Origin of the sequence: Phenylobacterium sp. (assembly GCF_031181185.1) — a bacterium.
Lineage (GTDB): Bacteria > Pseudomonadota > Alphaproteobacteria > Caulobacterales > Caulobacteraceae > Phenylobacterium.
In genome coordinates this window covers 1-20,731 of record NZ_JAPSKZ010000008.1, presented here as the reverse complement: position 1 = coordinate 20,731, position 20,731 = coordinate 1, and the positions used below count along the sequence as shown (strand labels likewise).

Sequence of the window (20,731 nt, the reverse complement as noted above, 5' to 3'; positions counted from 1 at the left end):
CACGCTTCCCCACTTGAGGGGCGCCGCGGAGGCCTATTCCTCCGCAGGGAAACGCTGCGCCTCCGGCAATGACGCGCAGCAGGAGCCGCCAATGGTCGCTGAAACTGAGGCCCTTCTTCGGGAGCGCTATCCTATCGTCGCCTCGCGCATGCTAGCGGCGTTCATCGAGCTTCTGAGCCAAGCGCGACGCGACCATGGCGACCTGGACCGGTTGATGATCCTGCTCAGTCTCGCCAACCGGGCGTATGGCGATCCTGCCGTCGCAAAGGCTCTGTTACGCGCCGACGCGGCCGCGCTGCCCGAAGGTATGCAGCCCCGCGCGACCAACACACTCTCGCTGGCGCAGACGCTGGGCTTGCCAAAGGAAACGGTAAGGCGGAAGCTGAACGAGTTGATCGACTGCGGCCTGGCCGAGCGCCGGTCGGATGGTGTGGCGATCACGCTCTCCGCGGTGAAGCACCTCGCGGGCCCTCGGGACTGGTTCATCCGCATGGCGGCGGTCCACTATGAGCGGATCGACGAGCTGCGCGAGCTGACGGACACCGCCCGTCAGATGCCGGCGTACCACTCGTAGCCGCGATCTTCCCAGAAGCCGCCCCTGCCGCCGGCGATATGGGCGAAGCTCTCCACCGCCTCGATCCGCATTACATATTTGGCGTGCTTGTAGCCCAGCTGCCGCTCGACCCGCAGCCGGACCGGGGCGCCGTGCGGCACGGGCAGCGGCGCGTCGTTCATCTCGTAAGCCAGGATCGTCTGCGGGTGGTAGGCGTCGACCAGGTCGATGCTCTCATAGTAGCGGCCGTGCGGCCCCTCGCCCAAGGTGTCGGCGCAGTGGAAGACGAGGTAGCGGGCCTGGGGCTTCAGGCCGGCCTGGTCCAGCAGCGGGCCGAGCTTCGCCCCGGTCCACTTGCCGATCGAGGACCAGCCCTCCACGCAGTCGTGGCGGGTGATCTGGGTCCGGGCCGGCTCGCCGCGCAGCTCGGCTAATGTCAGCGCGAGCGGCCGCTCCACGAGCCCATCGATGACCAGGCGGTAGTCGGCGAAGCCCGCGTCGCGAAGTGCGACATATTCCGGGTCGGCCGGACTGCGCGTGCCGTTCGGGCGGAAGTCCGGCGAGATCTCCGCCGGCGAGAATTCGCGGGCAAGGGCCGTGCGGTCGGTCACGAGGCGCTGGACCTGGCGGTTCAGGTTCTCGGCGCTGCCGATGAAACCCATGAACTGGGCGTTGCGCGTGAGCTGGTCGCAGGCCGCGAGCCACAGCCCGGCGAGCGAGGCGCCGGCGCCCTTCAGCCAGGCGCGACGATGCGGCCTCATGGACGGCGCTCCTCGATCTCGATGGCGTAGCGGCCGGTGATCATGGAGCGGATGTTGTTCCAGGCTCCCGAGGCCAGGACCATGGCCACATGGGCCACGACGAACAGGACGATCAGCCCGGCGCTGATGAAATGCACGCTCCGCGCGCCCTGCCGGCCTCCGAAGAGGTCGATCAGCCAGGGGACCGCTGCGTTGACGCCCGGCGACATGCAGAGGCCGGTGAACAGCATCAGCGGCAGCAGGAGCAGCACCACGGCCAGGTATGAGCTCTTCTGCAGCACGTTGTAGCGCCGGGCGGCCTCGCCCTTCGGGAACTTCAGGCGGGCGTGGGCCGCGACCTCGGCCAGGAGGTGGCGAGGGCGCAGCTCGGCCCCGGTTGGCAGCAGGTTGCGCCGCAGGTGGCCGCCGAGCAGGGCCGAGAGCAGATAGATTACGCCGTTGAGCACGAACACCCAGGCGAAGAAGAAATGCCAGCGCCGGCCGCTCGCCAGGTCGCGCCAGCTTGGGATCGTCGCCCAGCCGGGGAACGCCTGGTTGCGGCGGTCGCCCTCCAGCCCCGTCCAGCCGAGCAGCCCCGTCGTGTCGGCGAAACGGTCGCCCACGGTCGTGACGCCCCGCGGGCCGTCGGGCGTCTCGACCATGCGGATCGAGAGCCACGGCTGGGCGAAGGTCGACTTGTGCCCCCAGTAGAGCGCCGGGTGGGCGTTGAAGATCTGCAACCCGCTCATCAGCAACAGGATCAGCGCCAGCACATTGATCCAATGGGTGATGCGGACGACCGGCCCGTGGCGCGGGACCAGCACACGCGTCGTCTTCCCCATCGGCGCTCCCTCTGTCCGCACCAGTGTGCCATAGCGGCCGCGCCCGGAACATCGCCCGTGCGCCTGCGCTTTTTCCTCGAACGCCAACATCGAGGAGACCCCCATGGCCGGCGACGACAAGATCAACACCGAAGGGCGCCGCGACAACGCCGCCCAGCCGCTGAACGCATCCGACAACATGGGCGGCCCGGAGCGTTACCCCGCGGTCCGCCAGGACGATGCGGTCGAGGGCGAGACCCGCAGCTTCGAGAACACCGGCAATCCAGAGCCGAGGCAGGGCGCGGGCGACACGACGGTTCCGCCGTCGGCCAACGAGGGCCGTCTCGGCCCGGGCGCCGATCCGGTCGAGGGGAAGCGCTAGCCCGGCGACGCGGCGCTCCCTAAGCTTCCCCGCCTGAGCAGCGGGGGAGTTCCGGGCGTGGCGACCGAAGGCGTTGAGGTTTGGCGGGGCAGCGTGGCCGCGTGGGAATGCGACCACATGGGCCACCTGAACGTCGGCTTCTATGTGGCGAAGGCGATGGAAGGCTTGGCTGGCCTGGCTGCCGAAATCGGCATGCCGCACGCCTTCGCGCCCGACGCGCGCGCCACCCTGATCGTCCGCGATCAGCACATCCGTTTCCTGAAGGAAGCCCGCCCCGGCGCGCCGCTGACCATGTGCGGCGGGGTGGTCGCATTCGGCGACGACGACGCCAGGCTCCTGCTGCTGCTGCGCCACCAGGATGGCGCGCTGGCCGCCAGCTTCCAGACGGTGGTCGCCCACGTCACGGCGGGCGACGGACGACCGTTCCCCTGGCCTCCGCGAATCCGCGCCCGCCTCGAGGCGCTGCAGATGGACGTTCCCGAGGCCGCGGCGCCTCGGTCGATCCAGCTGGATCCCGTGGAGAGCCAAGCCAGCCTCGCTCGCGCCGAGGCGCTCGGCTTGAAGCGTACGGCCCTGGGCGCGGTCCGGACGGTGGACTGCGACGCGTTCGGGCGCATGCGGACGGAGCAGATGATGGCGCGCATCTCGGACGCCATCCCGCACTTCTTCGACGGGCAGCGGCCCGGCGCGGGCGACGGCCGCCGCATCGGAGGGGCCGCACTCGAATACCGCCTGCTGCACCTGGACTGGCCCCGCGCCGGGGACCGGGTGGAGCTGCGCTCCGCCTCGGCCGGCGGCGACGCCCGGTTCCGCCGCCTTGTGCACTGGCTGCTAAATCCGGACACCGGTCGCGCCTGGGGCTCGGCCGAGGCGATCGCCGTCTCGTTCGACCTCGAGACGCGCAAGATCATCAGCCTGTCAGACGAGGACCTCGCCCGCGTCGAGGCGAACGCCGTCAGGGGGCTTTCGCTGTAGCGTCCAGGAGCTCGCGCGCCAGGTCCGGGCGCTCCATCGGCAGGAAGTGGCTCGTCCGGGGGACGGTCTCGATCGCGATCCGGCCGGTGGCGAGCAGCTCGTCCTCATGGTGCTCGAGGCGCGCGGTGGACCCGAACTCGGCCATAAGGATGCGGATCGGACAGCGCGTCTGCCGGAAGGCCTGCCACGGATCGTAGTTGTGGGTGGCGAAGTTGGCGGCCTCCCACGCGGGCGCGCAGCTCAGGGTCACCTCGCCTGAGGCGGTCTCGCGGAAGCCGCTTTCGACATAGTCCGCCAGCTGCTCGGGCGCCCAGGTCTTGAAGGCGCCCCGCCCGAGGTAGCCCTCGTAGGCCGCGGCCTTGCTGGCGAACAGCGCCCGGCGGCGGAGCGCCCCCTGCACCAGCGGCGACTCGCCCGTGCCTTCCGACCGAATCGCGGCGTCGAAGAGCACAGGATCGATCAGGCCGAGGGCGCGGACGCGATCGGGCGCCGCCGCCGCGGCCAGCAGACTGGACGTCCCGCCCATGGAATGGCCCGCGAGGGCGACCGGCCCGTCCGCGACCGCCTCCAGGAAGGCCAGCAGGTCGTCCCGGAACATGCTCCAGCCGCCATGCTGCGCCGGATCGGCCGGCAGGGTGCTGTCGCCGTGACCGCGCAGGTCGATGGCCAAGATGCGGAGATCTTCGGCGAGCGGCGCCAGGATAGTGCGGTAGGTCCGGGCGTTGAAGCCGTTGGCGTGGGAGAAGACCAGGTCCACCGGCCGTTCGGCGGGACCGAAGTCCAGATAGGCCATCTCGCCCCCGCGGTCCGGCAACGGCTGCCGCCGCGACCGCGGCTGGGTTTCCACCTTCACGTCCATGAGCGACCTATAGCCGACCCGCGCCGCACGGAAACCGTGACGCGAGGTCAGGCGTGCGCGCCGGCGACGGACGGGTGAGCCCCGGGGCGGCGGATCCAGAGCGCGGCCGCCGCCGCGGCGAGGCCCAGGAAACCGGCCAGGACGAAGGCTTCCAGGTACCGGCCCTGCAGGTCGCGGAGGTAACCGCCGAGGAAGGCCGCGGTGGCCGCTCCGGTCTGGTGGCCCACGGCGACCCAGCCGAAGACGATCGGTGCGTTGCGCTCGCCGAAGTTCTCGTTGGCGAGCCGGACGGTGGGCGGCACGGTCGCCAGCCAGTCGAGGCCGTAGAAGACCGCGAAGATCGTCAGGCTCAGCACGTTGAAGTCGAGGAACGGCAGGGCCATCAGCGAGAGGCCGCGCAGGGCGTAGTAGACGAACAGCAGCTTGCGCGGGTCGTAGCGGTCGGTGAGCCAGCCCGAAGCGGTCGTGCCCACCATGTCGAAGAGACCCATCAGCGCCAGGAGCGCGCCGGCCTGGACGAGCGCCAGGCCCTTGTCGCCGCACAGCGAGATCAGATGCGTGCCGACAAGGCCGTTGGTCGTGAAGCCGCAGACGAAGAAGGTGGCGAACAGCAGCCAGAAGGCGGGCGTCCGCGCCGCCTGGACCAGCACGCCCAGGGCCAGCTTGACGCTGTCCACCGCCCGGCCGCGGGAGGCGTCGTCCGGATCCTCGGTTGCGCCATAAGGGCGCTGACCGATGTCCGACGGCCGTTCGGGCATCAACAGCAGCACCAGCGGGATCAGGGCCGCCGCAGTGACGGTGACGGCGATCACCACCGGCCGCCAGCCGCCGCTCTGCGCCAAGGCCGCCATGCCCGGGAGGAAGACCAGGGATCCGGTCGCGGTGCTGGCGGAAAGAAGGCCCATCACCAGGCCGCGGCGGGCGACGAACCAGCGGTTCACCACGGCCGCGCCAAGCACGAGAGCCACCGCCCCGCTGCCGAAGCCGGACAGCACGCCCCAAGTCAGCAGGAAGTGCCAGGGCTCGCTCATGAAGAGGCTGAGGCCGGTCGAGGCGCTCATCAGCGCAAGGCCGATCAGCAGCGTGCGCTTGAGGCCCAGCGTCTGCATCAGCGCCGCCGCGAAGGGCCCGACCAAGCCGTAGAGGAAGATGCCGGTGGCGGCGGCCACCGAGAGTTCGCCCCGTTCCCAGCCGAAACTGTCGTGCAGGGGCGTGAGCAGGACGCCCGGCGCCGAGCGCAGGCCTGCCGCCGCCAGCAGAGCCAGGAAGGTGACACCCGCCACCACCCATGCGTAGTTCTGGCCGAAAGGCCGTCGAGCCGCTAGCATGTTACAGACCGGTACGTTGCGATGCCTGAACGTACGTACCGATCGGTAACATCGTCAAGCCGGACCATGAGCAGATCGTCTGAAAACCCGTCGAAGAACGCTATGCGCGCCGCGGATCGCATCTTCGACACCGCCCGCGAGCTCTTCTATCGTGAGGGCACGCGCGCCGTCGGCGTGGACGAGATTGTCTCGCGGGCAGGCGCGACCAAGCCGACGCTTTACCGGAGCTTCGAGTCCAAGGACCAGCTGATCGCCGCCTACCTGCGCTACGAGGGGGACCACTTCTGGGACTATTTCGACGCCGCGGCCGAGGCCCACCCCGGCGACCCCAAGGCTCAGATCCTGGCCTACCTCGATGGCTTGGCGGCGCGCGCTGATCGGCCGGGCTACCGGGGCTGCGGCCTCACCAACGCTGCGGTGGAATATCCGGACCCGCAGCATCCCGGCCGGCAAGTGGCCGTGGAGCACAAGCAGGAGCTCCGCGAGCGGCTACGGGCCATGGCGCGGGTGATCGACGCGCGGAAACCGGATGAGCTGGCGGACGCTCTCCTGCTGCTGATTGAAGGCGTCTTCGTCTCGAGCCAGCTCTTTGGCCCCGGCGGACCGGCCACAGCGGTGCGGCCCGCCGCCGAGGCCCTGTTCGACGCCTACGCTCCCGGACGCGATGACTAAGAAGCCCCTCGCCACCATCGGCTACGAGGCCGCCCCCCAGGCGGCGGTGATCGACACTCTCAAGCAGGCGGGCGTCGAGGTGCTGATCGACGTCCGCGCCATTGCCGCCTCGCGGCGGGCGGGCTTCTCGAAGGGCCTGCTGTCGGCCAGCCTTGAGGACGCCGGCATCGAGTACGTCCACCTGCGGGCGCTGGGCACGCCCAAGCCGGGCCGTGACGCCGCGCGCAAGGGCCGCACGGCCGAGATGGCGGCGATCTTCGAGGAACACCTGAAGGAGCCGCAGGCGCAGCTCGAACTCGCCAAGGCCGTCGAGATCGCTTCGCGCCGGAAGGCGGCGCTGCTCTGCTACGAGGCCGAGGCCTGCGGCTGCCACCGGCGGATCGTCGCCGAGCGGATGTGCGAGGCCGTCGAGTTCGAGGTCGAGGACCTCAAGCCCTGACCTAGACTTCCATCTCCGCGCCGGTGAGATCGCAGCCGGCCATGCGAGTCCCCTTGAGGTCGGCCTCGAGGAAGCGCGCCTTCGTCGCCGAGGCGCCGCGCAGGTCGGCGGCCCGCAGGCAGGCGCGCGTCAGATCGGTCCGCACGAAGCGCCCCGGCGCGATCATCAACGGCCCAAGCTTCGCGCCGCGGAGATCCGCGCGCACCATCTGGGCGTCGGTCAGCTTGGCGCCCCGCAGATCGGCCTCGCGCAGGTTCGCGCCGCGCAGATCGCAGCCCGAAAGGTCCGCGCCCTGCAGTTGGGCGCCTTCCAGGTCCATGCCGAAGAAGATCGAGCCTGACGCGGACAAGGCCGTCAGCTTGCGGCGCTTCAGAGACCGCAGCGGCCGAAAATCGACCTGCTCCAGCTTCACGACCGCGCCGCGCGCCCCGTCGCTGTCGCAATAGGCCTCATGGTCGGCCAGGACCTCTTCCAGCGAGCGGTCGTCGACGTAGACGATCGGCGGCGGGGCGCGGAGCACCTCGGAGAGATCCACATCATCGAGACGCGCATGGTCAAGGTTCACGCCTGCGAGCACCGCCCGCTTCATCGAGGCGCCGGTGAGGTCCGCCCCGCCCAGGTCCGCGCCCGAAAGGTCCGCCCCGTCCAGCACGGCCCGGGTGAGACGCGCCCCCGCCAGCACGGCGCCGGCCAGGTTGGCGTCGGTGAAGTCGCTGGCGATGGCCAGGGTGCCGGCCATCTGGGCGCCCGCCAGGTTCGCGCCCGACAGCACGGCGTAGTTCAACTCGCCCGGCCGATGCTCGTGGCGCAGGATGCGGAAGCCGTCCAGCTTGTCCTGCAGGGCGATGCGGCCTTCGCGCAGATCGCAGCCGGCGAGCTCCGCGCCGGCAAGGTTCGCGCCCTTCAGGCATGCGCCGCGGAGGTCGGCGCGCTTAAGGTTGGCCCCGCGTAGGTCCGCCTCGCGGAGGTCGGCTCCGAACAGGATGGCGCGCGCCAGGTTCGCCCGCGAGAGCATCGCGCCCTCGAGCTTGGCGCCGGCGAGATCCGCGTCGCGCAGGTCGACGCCTTCGAGCGAACAGTTCGAGAGGTCCCCGTATGGTAGCGAGAAACGCCGTCCGCCCGAGCGACCCGCCAGATAGCGCTGATGCGCCTCCAGCGCCTCGCGCAGCGTCTGGGCGTCGATGGCCAGATGGTGCTGTTGGGCTTGGCTTTGCATGGGACCGTCCGGCGACCATGCCGGGCCCGCGCTTAAGGAACGGTTTCGCGACAACCCTAAGGGGTGGTTACAGCCAGCCCCGGCGCTTGAACCAGAGGATCGGCAGGACGGCCGAGGCGACCATCAGCACGATGGCGAACGGATAGCCGAACAGCCAGTGCAGCTCGGGCATGTGGTCGAAGTTCATGCCGTAGATCGAGGCCACCAGGGTGGGCGGCAGGAAGACCACCGCGACGACCGAGAAGAACTTGATGATGCCGTTCTGCTCGATGTTGATCAGGCCCAGCGCCGCATCCAGCAGGAACGAGATGTGGCTCGACTGGTAGCTGGCCTGCTCGGTGAGGGACTGGGCGTCCCGTTGCAGCGACTCCAAGTGCGTGCGGCATTCGGCGTCGTGGGCGATCTCGGACGCGAGGTTGGCGAAGCTCAGCAGGCGCGCCAGGCTGACGAGGCTGTTGCGGGTCAGCGAGGTCACCGACTGGGCGTGCGCGAGCTCGGTCAGGAGCGGTCGGAAGTTGCCGGCCTGGGGTCGCTCGAAGATCGCCGCGGAGCCCTGCTCGACCTCGTCGCCCGCGTCGCCGAGGATCTCGGCCAAGCGCTCGACGATCGCGTCCAGAAGCCCCAGGAAGGTTGAGACCGAGGTTTCGGCGCTCTCGGGCGCCCGGTCGCCGAAGACCTCGAAGGCCCGCAGGGTCTGGTAGCGCAGGGTGACGAGAACGCCTTTCCCGAGCACGAAGGTGACGGGCGTCGTCGTCGGCTTGGCCTCGGCGCTCTTGGCGAGCAGGGTCGCCGTCATGAACGTCGCGCCATCTTCCTGGTAGAGCCGGCTCGACGGCTCCAGGGCCTCCATTTCGTCGAGAGTTGGGAGGTCGAGACCGAGCGCGGCTTCCACCGCCAGCTCTTCCTCGCGGGTCGGGCTGCACAGATCGATCCAGACGGTGTCCGGTGGGGGCCGCCAGCCCTCGCGCACCGCGTCGTCCTGACAGGCCGGCGCGCCGCGCCGAAGCAGCCTCAGCATGCCGTCCTCCTGCGCCCCATGTGCGGGCGCCGCAGGCGGGCGTCAACCGGCTCAGTTGCCGGGCGTGTCGCCCCGGGCCGCCGCCGCGATCAGGGCGGCGATCTTGTCGGTGGAGTCGGCGGCCTGGCTCAGCACGCCCATGGGCCCGGCGCCCGGGCGCACGGCGGCGCCCATCTGGGTGGCGGCGGACTGGGCGACGGCGATCACGCCGTTCTGCACCTTGGCGATGCCGGAGGCGGCCAGCACCCGCGCCGTGGCGTCGGGATAGATGAAGCCGTGCGTGGGATAGGTCGAGCCGCCGAGATCCCGGCTGGGGTCGTACCAGACCTTCACCTGGCTCCAGTCGCCGTTCGGCGAGACGTCGATGACCGTGACGTCCTTCTCCACCTTGCCGCGCGAGCCTTCGATCGGCGACCAGTTGGCGTGGGTGATCTGGACGATGCGGTCGGTCAGCACCTGGCTGACCACGGCCACGTGGCCGAGGCGCATGCGCGATGTGGGCTTGAAGCACAGGACCGCGCCGGTGCGCGGTTGGAAACCGGTCTCGTAGCGGCCGGACGCCTGCTGCCACCACGTGCGCGCGTCGCCGAAGATCTGGATGCCCGAGATGAGGCGCGCGAAGGGCACGCACTGCCAATAGGTATCCGCAATAGCTCCCGCAGGCGCGAGGGCCATGACGGCCGCAGCGGCCAGGGAACCCACAAGGGTCCTCGTCCGTTTGCGCATGTTCCGGCTACTCCCCGACACTGGGCGAAGGGATAACCCTATCCACCCTTGAGTGAAAAGAGGGTTTACGGCCCTGCGACGCCATGCGCCGGCCACTTATCCACAGGCCGGCCGGAGGAGCGGATGGATGATGCCGCGGAACCCAAAGATTAGAGGGAATTCACTTCGTTCATCTTCATGAACTTAAGCATGATATGCGACCCGGTCGGCGGGTTCTTACGTATTTAAGCTCATCCTTTCCGGCCGTCGTCTTTGCTATTGCTTCGGCTCTTCCGGCGCTCACATCCCGTAACAAAAGGAAACAAGAGCTGGGCGGCGACGCCGGCCAGGTGTTCCGGTCTTCGCCAAGACGACCGCCGCGGCTTCACAAATCTGCGAAAACCCGCAGGCGTGCCGCCGACTCAGACGCCTCCAGTCCGGGACTAGGCGCGGCCGTTCGATGCGCTATCTAGCGTGACAGGAATTTCGGAGAGAGCATCGAATGGACATCGCCGCGCTGCTGAGCGACCCCGCCGCCTGGGCCGCCCTCGTCACCCTGATCGTGATGGAAGTGGTGCTGGGGATCGACAACCTGATCTTCATCTCGATCCTTTCGAACAAGCTGCCCGAGCATCAGCGCGCCAAGGCGCGGCGGATCGGCATCATCCTGGCGCTCGTGATGCGCCTGGCGCTGCTCTCGACCCTGGCCTTCATCGTCGGGCTGGTGCAGCCGATCTTCTCCCTGCCCTGGCAAGGGCCGCTGGATGCCCACGGCCAGCCCATGTGGGAGCTCAACTTCTCCTGGCGCGACCTGATCCTGATCGCCGGCGGCCTCTTCCTAGTTTGGAAGGCCACGACCGAGATCCACGAGAAGGTCGAGCCCGGCGACGGCCACGGCGTGATGGACACCGGGGGCAAGGTCGTCTCGAACTTGGGCGCCGCCATCTTCCAGATCATCCTGCTGGACCTGGTGTTCTCGATCGACTCGATCCTGACGGCGGTGGGCATGACCGATCACCTGCCCATCATGTTCGCCGCGGTGATCATCACCGTGATCCTGATGCTGGTGGCGGCCAATCCGCTGGCGAACTTCATCAACAACAACCCGACCGTCGTGATGCTCGCCCTGGGCTTCCTGCTGATGATTGGCGCGGTGCTGATCGCCGACGGCTTCGGCTTCCACGTGCCGAAGGGCTACATCTACGCGGCCATGGCGTTCTCGGCTGGCGTCGAGGCGCTGAACATGCTGGCGCGCAAGGCCGGCGCCAAGAAGGCGCCGCCCGGCGAGACGAAGCACTAAGCCGTCAGAGGAAGCTGTACGGGTCGATGTCGATGGCCGCCCGGACCTGTCCGGGCGGCCGCACCCGCGCGCGCCACGCCGCCATATAGGCCGAAAGGTCCACGCCGCGGTCGGCCCGCACCAGGAACCGCTTGCGCCGGCGCCCGCGCACCAGACTGAGCGGCGCGTCGGCGGGGCCGTAGACCTCGACCCCCGGCGTGTTCGGCGCGACACGCGCCATCTCCTGCATGAAGGCCTCCAACTGGGCCGCGTCGGGACCCGACGCGATCACCGCCGCCAGCCGGCCGAACGGCGGCAGGCCGGCGGCTTCCCGCTCGACCATCTCGGCCTCGACGAAGGCGTCCCGGTCCTGGGCCTTCAGCGCCTGCATCACCGGATGCTCGGGCGCATAGGTCTGCAGCAGGGCCCGCCCCGGCCGGTCCTTGCGCCCCGCGCGCCCCGTGGCCTGGGCCAGCAGCTGGTAGGTGCGCTCGGCCGCCCGCAGGTCGCCGCCGCGCAGGCCGAGATCGGCGTCGACCACGCCCACCAGGGTCAGCTTCGGGAAGTTGTGCCCCTTCGCGGCCGCCTGGGTGGCCACCAGGATATCGATCTGACCGTCGGCCATCGCCTCCACCAGCCGCCGCGCCTCGCGCGCGTCGAAGATGGTGTCCGACGAGAAGACGGCGACGCGGGCGTCCGGGAACAGGAAGCGGGCCTCCTCCTCGACCCGCTCCACGCCGGGGCCGATCGAGACCAGGCTGTCCTTGGCGCCGCAATGCGGACAGGCCGCCGGCTTCGGCATCGAGAAGCCCGTCAGGTGACAGACGAGGCGGCCGGTGTAGCGGTGCTCCACCAGCCAGCTGTCGGTGTCGGGAGCCGTCATCCTCCCGCCGCAGGCCTTGCACAGCACCAGGGGCGCATAGCCGCGCCGGTTCAGGAACAGCAGCGTCTGCTCGCCGCGGGCCCAGGTCTCGCCCATGGCGGTCACCAGCGGCGGCGACAGCCAGCGGCCGTGCTCAGGCGGGGTCTCGCGCAGGTCGATCAGCTCGATGTCCGGCAGCCGGGCGATCCCGTGCCGGGCCGACAGCCGCAGCCAGCGGTAGCGGCCGGTCTCGGCGTTGCGCAGGGTCTCGAGGGACGGCGTGGCCGAGGCCAGGATCACCGCCGCGCCCTCGATCTTGCCCCGCGCCACGGCCAGGTCGCGGGCGTGGTAGATGAAGCCGTCCTCCTGCTTGAACGAGCCGTCGTGCTCCTCGTCGACGACGACGAGCGCCAGCTTGCGGAAGGGCAGGAACAGCGCCGAGCGGGCGCCCACGACGATCCGGCAATCGCCGGAGGCCACGGCTTCCCAGACCCGCCGCCGCGCCGGCGGCGTCACGTCGGAGTGCCACTCGCCGGGCTGGGCGCCGAACCGGGTCCGCACGCGCCCGATCACCGCCTGGGTAAGCGCGATCTCGGGCAGCAGGATCAGCACCTGGGCCTGGGGATCGGCCGCCAGCGCCGCCGCGGCCGCTTCCAGATAGACCTCGGTCTTGCCCGAGCCGGTCACGCCGTCCAGCAGGGCGACGCCGAACTGGCCGGCGGCGGCCATCTCGGACAGGGCGGCGGCCGCCGCCGCCTGGCTGGCGTTGAGCTCAGACCCCTTGCGGGAGAGGTCGGGCGGGTCGAAGCCGATGTCGGCGGCGACAAGCCGCTCGGCCAGGCATCCCTCGTCCAGGAGCCCCTTGACGACGCCGGCCGAGACCCCGGCGGTGCGGGCGAGGTCGGCGGGGGTCATGGCTCCCGCGGCAGCGGCTTCCAGCACCTTGGCCCGCGCCGGCGTCGTGCGTCCCGGGGTCCGGCCGGTCGGTTCCAGCACCCGCACGGGCCGCGGCTTCGGGGCCCGGGCGCCCCTGAGCGCGATCGCCAGGGGCGCGCCGGGGGCGTCGACGGCGTATCGCGCAGCCCACTGCACGAACTCCAGCGCGCCCGGCGGCAGCCGCGGCTCGTCCAGCCGCTCGGCGACCGCCTTCAGCGGCCGGTTACCGCCGGTCCCGTCGCGGACGCCCGCCACCACGCCGCGGATCAGGCGCGGCCCCAGCGGCACCGCCACCTGGTCGCCGACAGCCAGCGTCATGCCGTCGGGCGCCTCGTAGTCGAAGGCCTCGGGCAACGGCATGGGAATGAGGACGGACGCGATGCGGCTCATCAGGGGTTCGCTCACGCCGTCATGGCGGCTACAAGCGGGCCGAACAAGCCCAAGGTCCCAAGAATGCAGCTCTTCCTCGACACCACCGACGTCGCCGTCCTGAAGGACCTCGCCGCCACCGGCCTGGTGGACGGCGTGACCACCAACCCCTCCCTGATCGCCAAGTCCGGCCGAAACATGCTGGAGGTGATCGCCGAGATCTGCGGCATCGTCGAGGGCCCGGTCAGCGCCGAGGTGGCCGCCGTCGACGTCGAGACCATGCTGGCCGAGGGCCGCAAGCTGGCCGGGGTGGCGCCGAACGTGGTGGTGAAGGTGCCCCTGACCCGCGAGGGCCTAGTCGCCACGGCCGAGTTCTGCGCCGAGGGCATCCAGACGAACGTCACGCTGTGCTTCTCGGCCGCCCAGGCGCTGCTCGCGGCCAAGGCCGGCGCCACCTACATCAGCCCGTTCATCGGTCGCCTGGACGACCACGGCGCCGAGGGCATGGACCTGATCTCGGAGATCCGGGCGATCTACGACAACTACGACTACGACACCGAGATCCTGGCTGCTTCGATCCGTACGCCCGCGCACGTGAAGGAAGCGGCGCTCGCCGGCGCCGACTGCGCGACCATTCCGCCGGAGGTGTTCCTGGCGCTCTTCAAGCACCCGTTAACCGAAAAGGGGCTTCAACAATTCCTCGCGGATTGGGCCAAGACGGGCCAATCGATTCTCTGAGGGGTTAACCATGGACGGTTCGCAGGGCGATATGTTCGGAGCGCCCCTGGAGCCGTCCGCCGTCCGGCGCTTCCTGGCCGACAATCCCGACTTCATCCGCGAGGACGACGGCCTGCTGGCGGAACTCGGCCTGAAGGTGGCGGGAGGCAACGTCGTGGACTTCGGCCCCGCGGCGCTGGCGCGGGTGCACGCGGCGCATCAGCGCGAAGCCGAGATGCGCCAGCTGCTGGAAGAGACGGCGCGCGCCAACTTCTCCGCCCAGGCGCAAACCCACGGCGCGGTCGTCGACCTGCTGGACGCCCGCAACCACTCCGACCTCGCCTGGCGCGTGGACGAGCTGGCGCGCACGCGCTTCGGCCTGGCTGCGGGCGTGATCGCGCTGGAGAGCGAAGGCAACCCGCCGGCCGGCTGGAAGCATCTGGTCGAAGGCCAGGTGGACATGATCCTGGATGGGCCGCAGCGGCTGGCCCGTATGGGCTTCGCGCCGACCGCGCTCGGCCTGTTCGGCGAGACCTCCGACGAGGTCCGCTCGATGGCCATGGTCCGGATGGCGATCTGGGAGCCGTCGCGCCAGGGTCTGCTGGCGTTCGCCTCGACCGACCCGGAGGGCTTCACGCCCGACATGGGCTCCGAACTCGTGGCCTTCCTGGCTCGCGTGGTCGAACGGACCGCCGAGCGATGGCCGCTCCTGTAACCGCCGCCGAAGCCAGGACCGCCTGGCTCGAGCACCTGGCGCAGGAGCGGCGCGCGTCGCCGAGGACCCTGGAGGCCTATGGCTTCGCCGCCGCGCGCTACATCGCCTTTCTGGAACACCACCGCGGGGAAAGTCTGTCGGCGAAGAGCCTGGGGACCATCACCGCCGGCGAGGTCCGCGCCTGGCTCGCGCATCTGCGCTCCGGCGAGACGCCACTGTCGCCGCGCTCGCTCAGCCAGGCGCTGTCGGCCATCAGGACCTTCCACCGGTTCCTCGACCGCCGGCTGGACACGCCGAACGCGGCGATCGCCCTGGTCCGCGGTCCGCGGGTGAAGCCCGGCGCGCCCAGACCGGTGACCGAGGACCAGGCGCTGGGCCTGATCGCCGAACCGGCGCTGGACCCGGACCGTGAGGACTGGGAGGTCGCCCGCGACCAGGCGGTGCTGACCCTGCTCTACGGCTGCGGTCTGCGGATTTCGGAAGCGCTGTCGCTGAGGCGCTCGGACGCGCCCATCCCCGAGCAGCTGCGCATCACCGGCAAGGGGTCGAAGACCCGGATCGTGCCGACGCTGCCGGCGGTGCGCGAGGCGGTCGACGCCTACCTGGCCCAGGTTCCCTTCGCCCTCGGCCCAGACCAGCCGCTGTTCCGCGCCAAGCGGGGCGGAGCGCTCAGTCCGCGGCACGTGCAAGCGACAGTGCAGAACCTGCGGAGCCGGCTCGGCCTCCCGGCCAGCGCCACGCCGCACGCGCTGCGCCATTCGTTCGCCACCCACCTGCTGGGCGCCGGCGCGGACTTGCGGTCGATCCAGGAGCTCTTGGGCCACGCGTCCCTATCGACGACGCAGCGCTATACAGAGGTGGACGCCGCGGCCCTGCTCAGCGCCTACGCCAGCGCGCACCCGCGAGCCTGAGTCTCAGTCGCGGGGCTTGGCGAAACGGCCGTCGCCGCTGACGTTCTCGCGCACGATCACGGCTTTAGAGCAGCCGTTCTCGTCGGCCCGCAGCACCGTCAGCTCCAGGTTCGGACGGGGCAGTTCGCCCAGCTTCTGGGCGGCTGGGGCGTCAGGGGCGCGACGCGCCACCGGCTCGGCCAGCCAGTAGCCGCAGCGCTCCGGTGCGCGCGCGTCGCGAAGAACGGTGACGGCGGGGGTCGACGAGCTGGCGGCAACGGCCGCGGCGGCGAGAAGTGCGAGCATTCCAGCCTCCTTCGTGTGGCTCGAAGCTGCCACCACAACCGAAGGACGCCAAGTTAAGTTTCAGCCACGCACGAAGCGCAGCCAGGCCACACCGTCGTCGGAACCGGCTTCTGTGCACCGGAAGCCCTCGCGGCGGTAGAAGTCCTGCGCGCGAAGGTTCTTGGCCTGGCACTTCAGCGAGACCGGCCCGTCGGCCACCCGGCACACGTGGTCAAGCAGCGCCTTGCCGACGCCCCCGCCGCGTTCGTCCACATAGAGCGAGTGCAGGAAGTTTTGCGGCCGGTAGAAGGCCGCAAGGCCCACGATGCGTTCGCCGCGGGCGGCGACGTAGACCTCCTCGACCTGCGCCGCGCGCAGGAAGTCGGACGCCTTGTGCCGCTCGGGCGAGACCCAGGTGAAGGTCTCCCGAAGCACGCGGACGTAGAGATCGGCGCAGGCGCCGAGCTCGCTCGCCCGCGCGCGGCGGACGATCAGGCCTGCATCGTCCATCCTTCGACGCCCATGGCGGCCTGGCGCAGGGCCTCGGACCGGGTCGGGTGAGGATGGCAGGTCCGCGCCACGTCCTCGGACGCCGCGCGGAACGCCATGGCCACGCAGTATTCGCCGATCATCTCCGATACCGAGGGGCCGATGGCGTGGGCCCCCAGGATCTCGTCGGTGGCGGCGTCGGCCAGCACCTTCACGAAGCCCTCAGTCTCGTGGTTGATCTTGGCCCGGCTGTTCGCTGTGAAGGGGAACTTGCCGACCTTGTAGGCGCGGCCCTCTTCCTTCAGCTGCTCCTCGGTCTTGCCGACCCAGGCCACTTCGGGGCTCGTGTAGACGACGCTTGGGACCAGGTTGTAGTCCACGTGGCCGTAGCCGCGGGCGATGGTCTCGATGACCGCGACGGCGTCTTCCTCGGCCTTGTGGGCGAGCATCGGGCCGTGGGTGACGTCGCCGATGGCCCAGACGCCGGCCGCGCTGGTCTTGAAGTGGTCGGTTTCGATGAAGCCGCGCTTGTCGGGGGTGACGCCCACCGTCTCCAGGCCGAGGCCCTCGGTGTAGGGTCGCCGGCCGATGGCCAGGAGGACGTAGTCGCCCTCGATCGTCTCGGCCTCGCCGCCGGCGACCGGTTCGAAGGTAAGCGTGACGCCATTCTTCGACGGCTTGGCGCCGGTGACCTTGGCGCCCAGCTTGAACTCCATGCCCTGCTTGGCCAGCGAGCGCTGGAAGGTCTTGGCGAGCTCGGCGTCCATGCCGGGCGTGATGCGGTCCAGGTACTCGATGATGGTGACGTTGGCGCCCAGACGACGCCACACCGAGCCCAGTTCCAGGCCGATGATGCCGGCGCCGATCACCACCAGGTGCTCGGGCACTTCCGGCAGCGACAGGGCGCCGGTGGAATCGACGATGCGCTTCTGGTCGACCTCGACGCCCGCCAGGCCCGACGGCTCCGAGCCGGTGGCGATGATGATGTTCTTGGCTTCCAGGGTGGTGACGGCGCCGCCCTCGGCGGTCACCTCGACCTTGCCGGGACCGGCGATGCGGCCCTTGCCCTTCACCCAGTCGACCTTGTTCTTCTTGAACAGGAACTCGATGCCCTTGGTCAGCTGACCGACGCTGTCGGCCTTCTGCTTCATCATCTGGCCGAGGTTCAGCTTGGGGCTGACCTCGATGCCGAGGGTGGCGAACTCGCCCTGGGCGGCGGCGTACAGCTCCGAGGCGTGCAGCAGCGCCTTCGAGGGCATGCAGCCGACATTCAGGCAGGTGCCGCCCAGCGTTCCGCGGCTTTCCACGCACGCCGCCTTCAGGCCCAGCTGGCCCGCCCGGATCGCGGCGTTGTAGCCGCCGGGGCCGCCCCCGATGATCACGACGTCGTAGGTGGTGGTCTCAGCCATGGTCCGCTCGGTCCTCAAAAATGGCCCGGAAAATGGGCGCGCACCCTAGGCCCGGATCGCCCAAGGTCAACCGCACAAGCGCAGCCTTCACGCTTCGCAGCCGCGCTCGCCCCAGATATGGGTCTTCCATGAGCGGCATTCACGGGGCAGCGCGGGCGGAAACGGCGGCGCTCACGCGCAGGATCACCGCGCTGTCGGTCGGCGTGGCCGCGGTGCTGGTGGCCATCAAGGCGTTCGCCTGGACCGCATCGAGTTCGGCGGCGCTGCTGGCCTCGCTTGCCGACTCGGCTCTGGACCTGCTGGCCTCGCTCGTCACGTTCTTCGCAGTCCGCTACGCCGTCGTCCCGCCCGACGCAGAGCACCGGTTCGGCCACGGCAAGGCCGAGGCGTTCGCGAGCCTGCTCCAGGCGGGCCTGGTCTTCGCCTCCGCCGCCCTCGTGGCGCGCGAGGCGGCCGCGCGCCTGGCGGATCCTCGCCCTCTGGAGAACGGCGCCTGGGCCGTCGCCGTGATGCTCATCTCGATCATGTTGACCGGTCTGCTCATCGCCGCGCAGACGCGCGCGCTCCGGCAGACGGCGTCGGTGGCGGTGTCGGGCGACCGGGCCCATTTCGCCACCGACCTCGGCTCGAACCTGGCGGCCCTGATCGGCATCGCCGGCGCGGCCTGGCTGGGTTTTCCCATTCTCGACGCCGTGGCCGCCATCCTGGTGGCCGCGCTGCTGCTGTGGGGCGCGATCGGCGTGTTCCGCGAGGCGGGCGCCCAACTCATGGACCGTGAGCTGTCCGACGAGGACCGGGACATGATCCTGGCGGCGGCGGCCGGCCGCGACCCGCGTGTCCTGGGCGTCCATGGCCTGCGGACCCGAGCGTCCGGCCCCTTTGTGCATATCCAGCTGCACCTCGACCTCGACCCGCAGCTGACCCTCGAAGCGGCCCACGAGGTGCTTATCGGGGCCGAGAGGCGGATCCTGGCGATCTTCCCGGCCGCCGACATTCTGATCCATCCCAACCCGCGCGGGCGCGCCGCGCCACACGGCGGGCCGTTCGCGGAAGCTGACCCCGCGTAGCGTAGTAAACGGCTGCTTAAGGCGAATGGCGGCAGTTGGGCGTTTGAGCGATTCGCCGAAGGCAACGGCGGTCGTGGTGGCCCGAAGAACATGAGCGTCCAACGCACCCTGCACCACTTCCCCCTTGACCCGGCCTCGCGCCAGGTCCGCCTCGTGCTGGGCGAGAAGCGGCTGCCGTTCTCGGAAGTCCAGGTGCGCTACTGGGAGCGGCCGAAGGAGCTGACCCGGCTCAATCCGTCGGGCCTGATCCCGGTGCTGATCGAGACCGCCGACGGCGGCGCCCGGCTGACGCTGTGCGAGGGCCGCGCCATCCTGGACCATCTGGAAGAGACCGCGCCCGAGCCTTCGCTCCTGGGCCGCGAAGCCGCCGAGCGGGCCGAGGCGCGCCGCCTGCTGTCGTGGTTCGACCGAAAGTTCGAGTTCGAGGCCGGCGGGTACATCCTGCACGAGAAGATGGAAAAGCGCCTGCTGGGCCTGGGCGCGCCCGAACTCGCCAACCTGCGCCAGGGCCGCGAAGGGCTGAAGAACCACTTGCACTATATGGAAGGCCTGCTCGAGACGCGCGAGTGGCTCGCGGGCAAGCGCCTGTCGCTGGCGGATTTCGCGGGCGCGGCGCACCTGTCGGTGATCGATTATTTCGGCGACGTGCCGTGGGGCGACTTCCCCGGCGTGAAGACGTGGTACATGAAGCTCAAATCCCGGCCGTGTTTCCGGCCGCTGCTCACGGACCGCTGGCCGGGCCTGACGCCCGCCAGGCACTATGACGACCTCGACTTCTGACCGACCTGAAGACCTGATCCGCGCGGAAGCCGCCGCGCTGGGGTTCGACCTCTGCCGCTTCACCGATATCGACGAGGCCTGGCCCGCTGCCGCGCGGCTCGCGGAGTACGTGGACGCGGGCCGTCACGGCGACATGGCCTGGATGGCCGAGACCCTGGAGCGCCGCTCGCATCCGCGGGCGATGTGGGCCGACGCCCGCTCGGCCGTGCTGCTGGGCGTGAACTACGGGCCAGCGCACGATCCGCTGGAGGTGCTGGGCCAGCCGGACCGGGCGGCGATCAGCGTCTACGCCCAGGGCGACGACTACCACGACCTGATCAAGAAGAAGCTCAAGCGGCTGGCCAGCTGGATGCAGCAGCGGTTCGGCGGCGAGGTGAAGGTGTTCGTCGACACCGCGCCCCTGATGGAGAAGCCGCTGGCGGAGCGCGCCGGCGTGGGCTGGCAGGGCCGGCACACCAACCTGGTCAGCCGCGAATTCGGCTCGTGGCTGTTCCTGGGCTCGGTGCTGACGACGCTGGAGCTGGGGCCCGACGCCCCCGAGCCCGTCCACTGCGGCTCGTGTCAGGCCTGCCTCGAGGTCTGCCCCACCGACGCCTTCCCGGCGCCGTTCCAGCTCGATGCCCGGCGCTGCATCTCGTACCTAACCATTGAGCTCAAAGGGCCGATCCCGCGGGAATTCCGCGCCGCCCTCGGCAACCGCATCTACGGCTGCGACGATTGCCTGGCCGTCTGTCCCTGGAACAAGTTCGCGCAAGCTTCGCGGGAGCAGAAGCTGGCGGCGCGGGAGCACCTCGTCGCGCCCAGCCTGGCCGAGCTCGTGCGGCTCGACGACGCCGCCTTCCGCGCCCTCTTCACCAAGAGCCCCGTCAAGCGCATCGGCCGCGACCGCTTCGTCCGCAACGTGCTCTACGCGATCGGCAACTCCGGCGACGCGGCCCTGGCGCACGAGGCGGCGCGGTTGCTGGACGATCCCTCGCCGCTGGTGCGCGGGGCGGCGGTCTGGGCCCTTTCGCACCTGTTGCCGGCCGCGGACTTCGAGGCGGCACGATCAGCGCGGCTGCCGACCGAGGCCGAGGTGGACGTGCGCGAGGAGTGGCTCGCGGCCTAGAAGCTGACCGGCCCCAGGTCCTTCAGGCGGGGCAGCACCTTGTCCTTGTCGGACAGAACCGGCTCACCCTCGAGCGGCCAGGCGATGCCCAGGTCGGGATCGTCCCAGGCCAGCCCG

The 20,731-nt window shown here is 70.2% G+C and carries 23 protein-coding genes; 12 read left to right on the top strand and 11 right to left on the bottom strand.

Annotated features, from left to right (window positions below; translation table 11 throughout):
- The first annotated feature begins 13 nt into the window (after window positions 1-13).
- Window positions 14-574, top strand: coding sequence for a hypothetical protein (locus tag RIF93_RS01870; RefSeq protein WP_309087880.1), 561 nt, complete (start codon window positions 14-16; stop codon window positions 572-574).
- Here RIF93_RS01870 and RIF93_RS01865 read toward each other — a convergent pair.
- Together RIF93_RS01865 and RIF93_RS01860 are read right to left on the bottom strand one after the other, a co-directional pair.
- Window positions 550-1,314 carry a molybdopterin-binding protein gene (locus tag RIF93_RS01865; protein ID WP_309087878.1) on the bottom strand — a complete coding sequence of 255 codons (765 nt, stop codon included), beginning with the start codon at window positions 1,312-1,314 and terminating at the stop codon, window positions 550-552. The two genes, RIF93_RS01870 and RIF93_RS01865, sit on opposite strands and share 25 nt — an antisense overlap.
- Window positions 1,311-2,135, bottom strand: coding sequence for a cytochrome b/b6 domain-containing protein (locus RIF93_RS01860; protein WP_309087876.1), 825 nt, complete (start codon window positions 2,133-2,135; stop codon window positions 1,311-1,313). Before RIF93_RS01860 ends, RIF93_RS01865 begins: the two co-directional genes overlap by 4 nt.
- A 103-nt stretch (window positions 2,136-2,238) precedes the next feature.
- Here RIF93_RS01860 and RIF93_RS01855 point away from each other — a divergent pair, with 103 nt between their 5' ends.
- Together RIF93_RS01855 and RIF93_RS01850 are read left to right on the top strand one after the other, a co-directional pair.
- Entirely contained in the window at window positions 2,239-2,496 is a 258-nt protein-coding gene (locus RIF93_RS01855; RefSeq protein ID WP_309087874.1) for a hypothetical protein, read from the top strand.
- Window positions 2,497-2,553: 57 nt separating this feature from the next.
- A complete protein-coding gene (locus tag RIF93_RS01850; protein ID WP_309087872.1) occupies window positions 2,554-3,471 on the top strand; it encodes a thioesterase family protein in 918 nt (305 codons plus the stop codon).
- On the opposite strand, the gene RIF93_RS01845 is transcribed toward RIF93_RS01850, so the two are convergent.
- The gene (locus RIF93_RS01845) at window positions 3,452-4,318 is read right to left on the bottom strand and encodes an alpha/beta hydrolase (protein WP_309087870.1); all 867 of its coding nucleotides are present in this window, start codon (window positions 4,316-4,318) and stop codon (window positions 3,452-3,454) included. The genes RIF93_RS01850 and RIF93_RS01845 overlap by 20 nt on opposite strands.
- Before the next feature lie 59 nt (window positions 4,319-4,377).
- Window positions 4,378-5,613 carry an MFS transporter gene (locus tag RIF93_RS01840; RefSeq protein ID WP_309087868.1) on the bottom strand — a complete coding sequence of 412 codons (1,236 nt, stop codon included), beginning with the start codon at window positions 5,611-5,613 and terminating at the stop codon, window positions 4,378-4,380.
- 147 nt (window positions 5,614-5,760) lie between these two features.
- On the opposite strand from RIF93_RS01840, the gene RIF93_RS01835 reads away from it, so the two are divergent.
- Window positions 5,761-6,330 (top strand): helix-turn-helix domain-containing protein, encoded by a 570-nt coding sequence (locus RIF93_RS01835; RefSeq protein ID WP_309087866.1) that lies wholly within the window; start codon window positions 5,761-5,763, stop codon window positions 6,328-6,330.
- Window positions 6,323-6,769 (top strand): DUF488 domain-containing protein, encoded by a 447-nt coding sequence (locus RIF93_RS01830; protein ID WP_309087864.1) that lies wholly within the window; start codon window positions 6,323-6,325, stop codon window positions 6,767-6,769. The genes RIF93_RS01835 and RIF93_RS01830 overlap by 8 nt, the downstream gene beginning before the upstream one ends.
- A gap of 1 nt (window position 6,770) precedes the next feature.
- Here RIF93_RS01830 and RIF93_RS01825 read toward each other — a convergent pair whose 3' ends face one another.
- The 3 genes from RIF93_RS01825 to RIF93_RS01815 form a co-directional block, all read right to left on the bottom strand.
- Window positions 6,771-7,985: a pentapeptide repeat-containing protein gene (locus tag RIF93_RS01825; RefSeq protein WP_309087862.1), complete on the bottom strand. Its 1,215-nt coding sequence runs from the start codon at window positions 7,983-7,985 to the stop codon at window positions 6,771-6,773.
- A 67-nt stretch (window positions 7,986-8,052) separates the two neighbouring features.
- Window positions 8,053-9,003 carry a magnesium transporter CorA family protein gene (locus RIF93_RS01820; protein WP_309087860.1) on the bottom strand — a complete coding sequence of 317 codons (951 nt, stop codon included), beginning with the start codon at window positions 9,001-9,003 and terminating at the stop codon, window positions 8,053-8,055.
- A gap of 51 nt (window positions 9,004-9,054) precedes the next feature.
- Window positions 9,055-9,729 (bottom strand): CHAP domain-containing protein, encoded by a 675-nt coding sequence (locus RIF93_RS01815; protein ID WP_309087858.1) that lies wholly within the window; start codon window positions 9,727-9,729, stop codon window positions 9,055-9,057.
- Between the two features lie 481 nt (window positions 9,730-10,210).
- Here RIF93_RS01815 and RIF93_RS01810 point away from each other — a divergent pair, with 481 nt between their 5' ends.
- Window positions 10,211-11,008 carry a TerC family protein gene (locus tag RIF93_RS01810; protein WP_309087856.1) on the top strand — a complete coding sequence of 266 codons (798 nt, stop codon included), beginning with the start codon at window positions 10,211-10,213 and terminating at the stop codon, window positions 11,006-11,008.
- Window positions 11,009-11,012: 4 nt separating this feature from the next.
- Here the strand turns inward: RIF93_RS01810 and RIF93_RS01805 are convergent, their stop codons facing one another.
- Window positions 11,013-13,175 (bottom strand): primosomal protein N', encoded by a 2,163-nt coding sequence (locus RIF93_RS01805; RefSeq protein ID WP_309087921.1) that lies wholly within the window; start codon window positions 13,173-13,175, stop codon window positions 11,013-11,015.
- A 63-nt stretch (window positions 13,176-13,238) separates the two neighbouring features.
- On the opposite strand from RIF93_RS01805, the gene fsa reads away from it, so the two are divergent.
- The 3 genes from fsa to RIF93_RS01790 are packed head-to-tail and all read left to right on the top strand — an operon-like array spanning window position 13,239 to window position 15,497.
- Window positions 13,239-13,892: a fructose-6-phosphate aldolase gene (gene fsa / locus RIF93_RS01800; RefSeq protein ID WP_309087854.1), complete on the top strand. Its 654-nt coding sequence runs from the start codon at window positions 13,239-13,241 to the stop codon at window positions 13,890-13,892.
- Window positions 13,893-13,902: 10 nt separating this feature from the next.
- Window positions 13,903-14,586, top strand: coding sequence for a DUF484 family protein (locus RIF93_RS01795; RefSeq protein ID WP_309087853.1), 684 nt, complete (start codon window positions 13,903-13,905; stop codon window positions 14,584-14,586).
- Window positions 14,571-15,497, top strand: coding sequence for a tyrosine recombinase XerC (locus tag RIF93_RS01790; protein ID WP_309087851.1), 927 nt, complete (start codon window positions 14,571-14,573; stop codon window positions 15,495-15,497). Before RIF93_RS01795 ends, RIF93_RS01790 begins: the two co-directional genes overlap by 16 nt.
- A 3-nt stretch (window positions 15,498-15,500) precedes the next feature.
- Here the strand turns inward: RIF93_RS01790 and RIF93_RS01785 are convergent, their stop codons facing one another.
- Genes RIF93_RS01785 through lpdA form a run of 3 tightly spaced genes read right to left on the bottom strand, consistent with a single transcriptional unit; the run spans window position 15,501 to window position 17,659 of the window.
- Complete coding sequence (locus RIF93_RS01785; RefSeq protein WP_309087849.1) at window positions 15,501-15,782, bottom strand: hypothetical protein; 282 nt, start codon at window positions 15,780-15,782, stop codon at window positions 15,501-15,503.
- A gap of 60 nt (window positions 15,783-15,842) precedes the next feature.
- Entirely contained in the window at window positions 15,843-16,271 is a 429-nt protein-coding gene (locus RIF93_RS01780) for a GNAT family N-acetyltransferase (RefSeq protein ID WP_309087847.1), read from the bottom strand.
- Window positions 16,253-17,659, bottom strand: coding sequence for a dihydrolipoyl dehydrogenase (lpdA, locus tag RIF93_RS01775; RefSeq protein ID WP_309087845.1), 1,407 nt, complete (start codon window positions 17,657-17,659; stop codon window positions 16,253-16,255). Before lpdA ends, RIF93_RS01780 begins: the two co-directional genes overlap by 19 nt.
- A 128-nt stretch (window positions 17,660-17,787) precedes the next feature.
- Here lpdA and RIF93_RS01770 point away from each other — a divergent pair, with 128 nt between their 5' ends.
- The 3 genes from RIF93_RS01770 (at window position 17,788) to queG (ending at window position 20,614) form a co-directional block, all read left to right on the top strand.
- Window positions 17,788-18,726: a cation diffusion facilitator family transporter gene (locus RIF93_RS01770; protein WP_309087843.1), complete on the top strand. Its 939-nt coding sequence runs from the start codon at window positions 17,788-17,790 to the stop codon at window positions 18,724-18,726.
- A 90-nt stretch (window positions 18,727-18,816) separates the two neighbouring features.
- On the top strand, window positions 18,817-19,506 hold the full coding sequence (locus tag RIF93_RS01765; protein ID WP_309087841.1) for a glutathione S-transferase family protein: 690 nt from the start codon (window positions 18,817-18,819) through the stop codon (window positions 19,504-19,506).
- Window positions 19,487-20,614 carry a tRNA epoxyqueuosine(34) reductase QueG gene (queG, locus tag RIF93_RS01760; RefSeq protein ID WP_309087839.1) on the top strand — a complete coding sequence of 376 codons (1,128 nt, stop codon included), beginning with the start codon at window positions 19,487-19,489 and terminating at the stop codon, window positions 20,612-20,614. The genes RIF93_RS01765 and queG overlap by 20 nt, the downstream gene beginning before the upstream one ends.
- Window positions 20,615-20,731 lie beyond the last annotated feature (117 nt).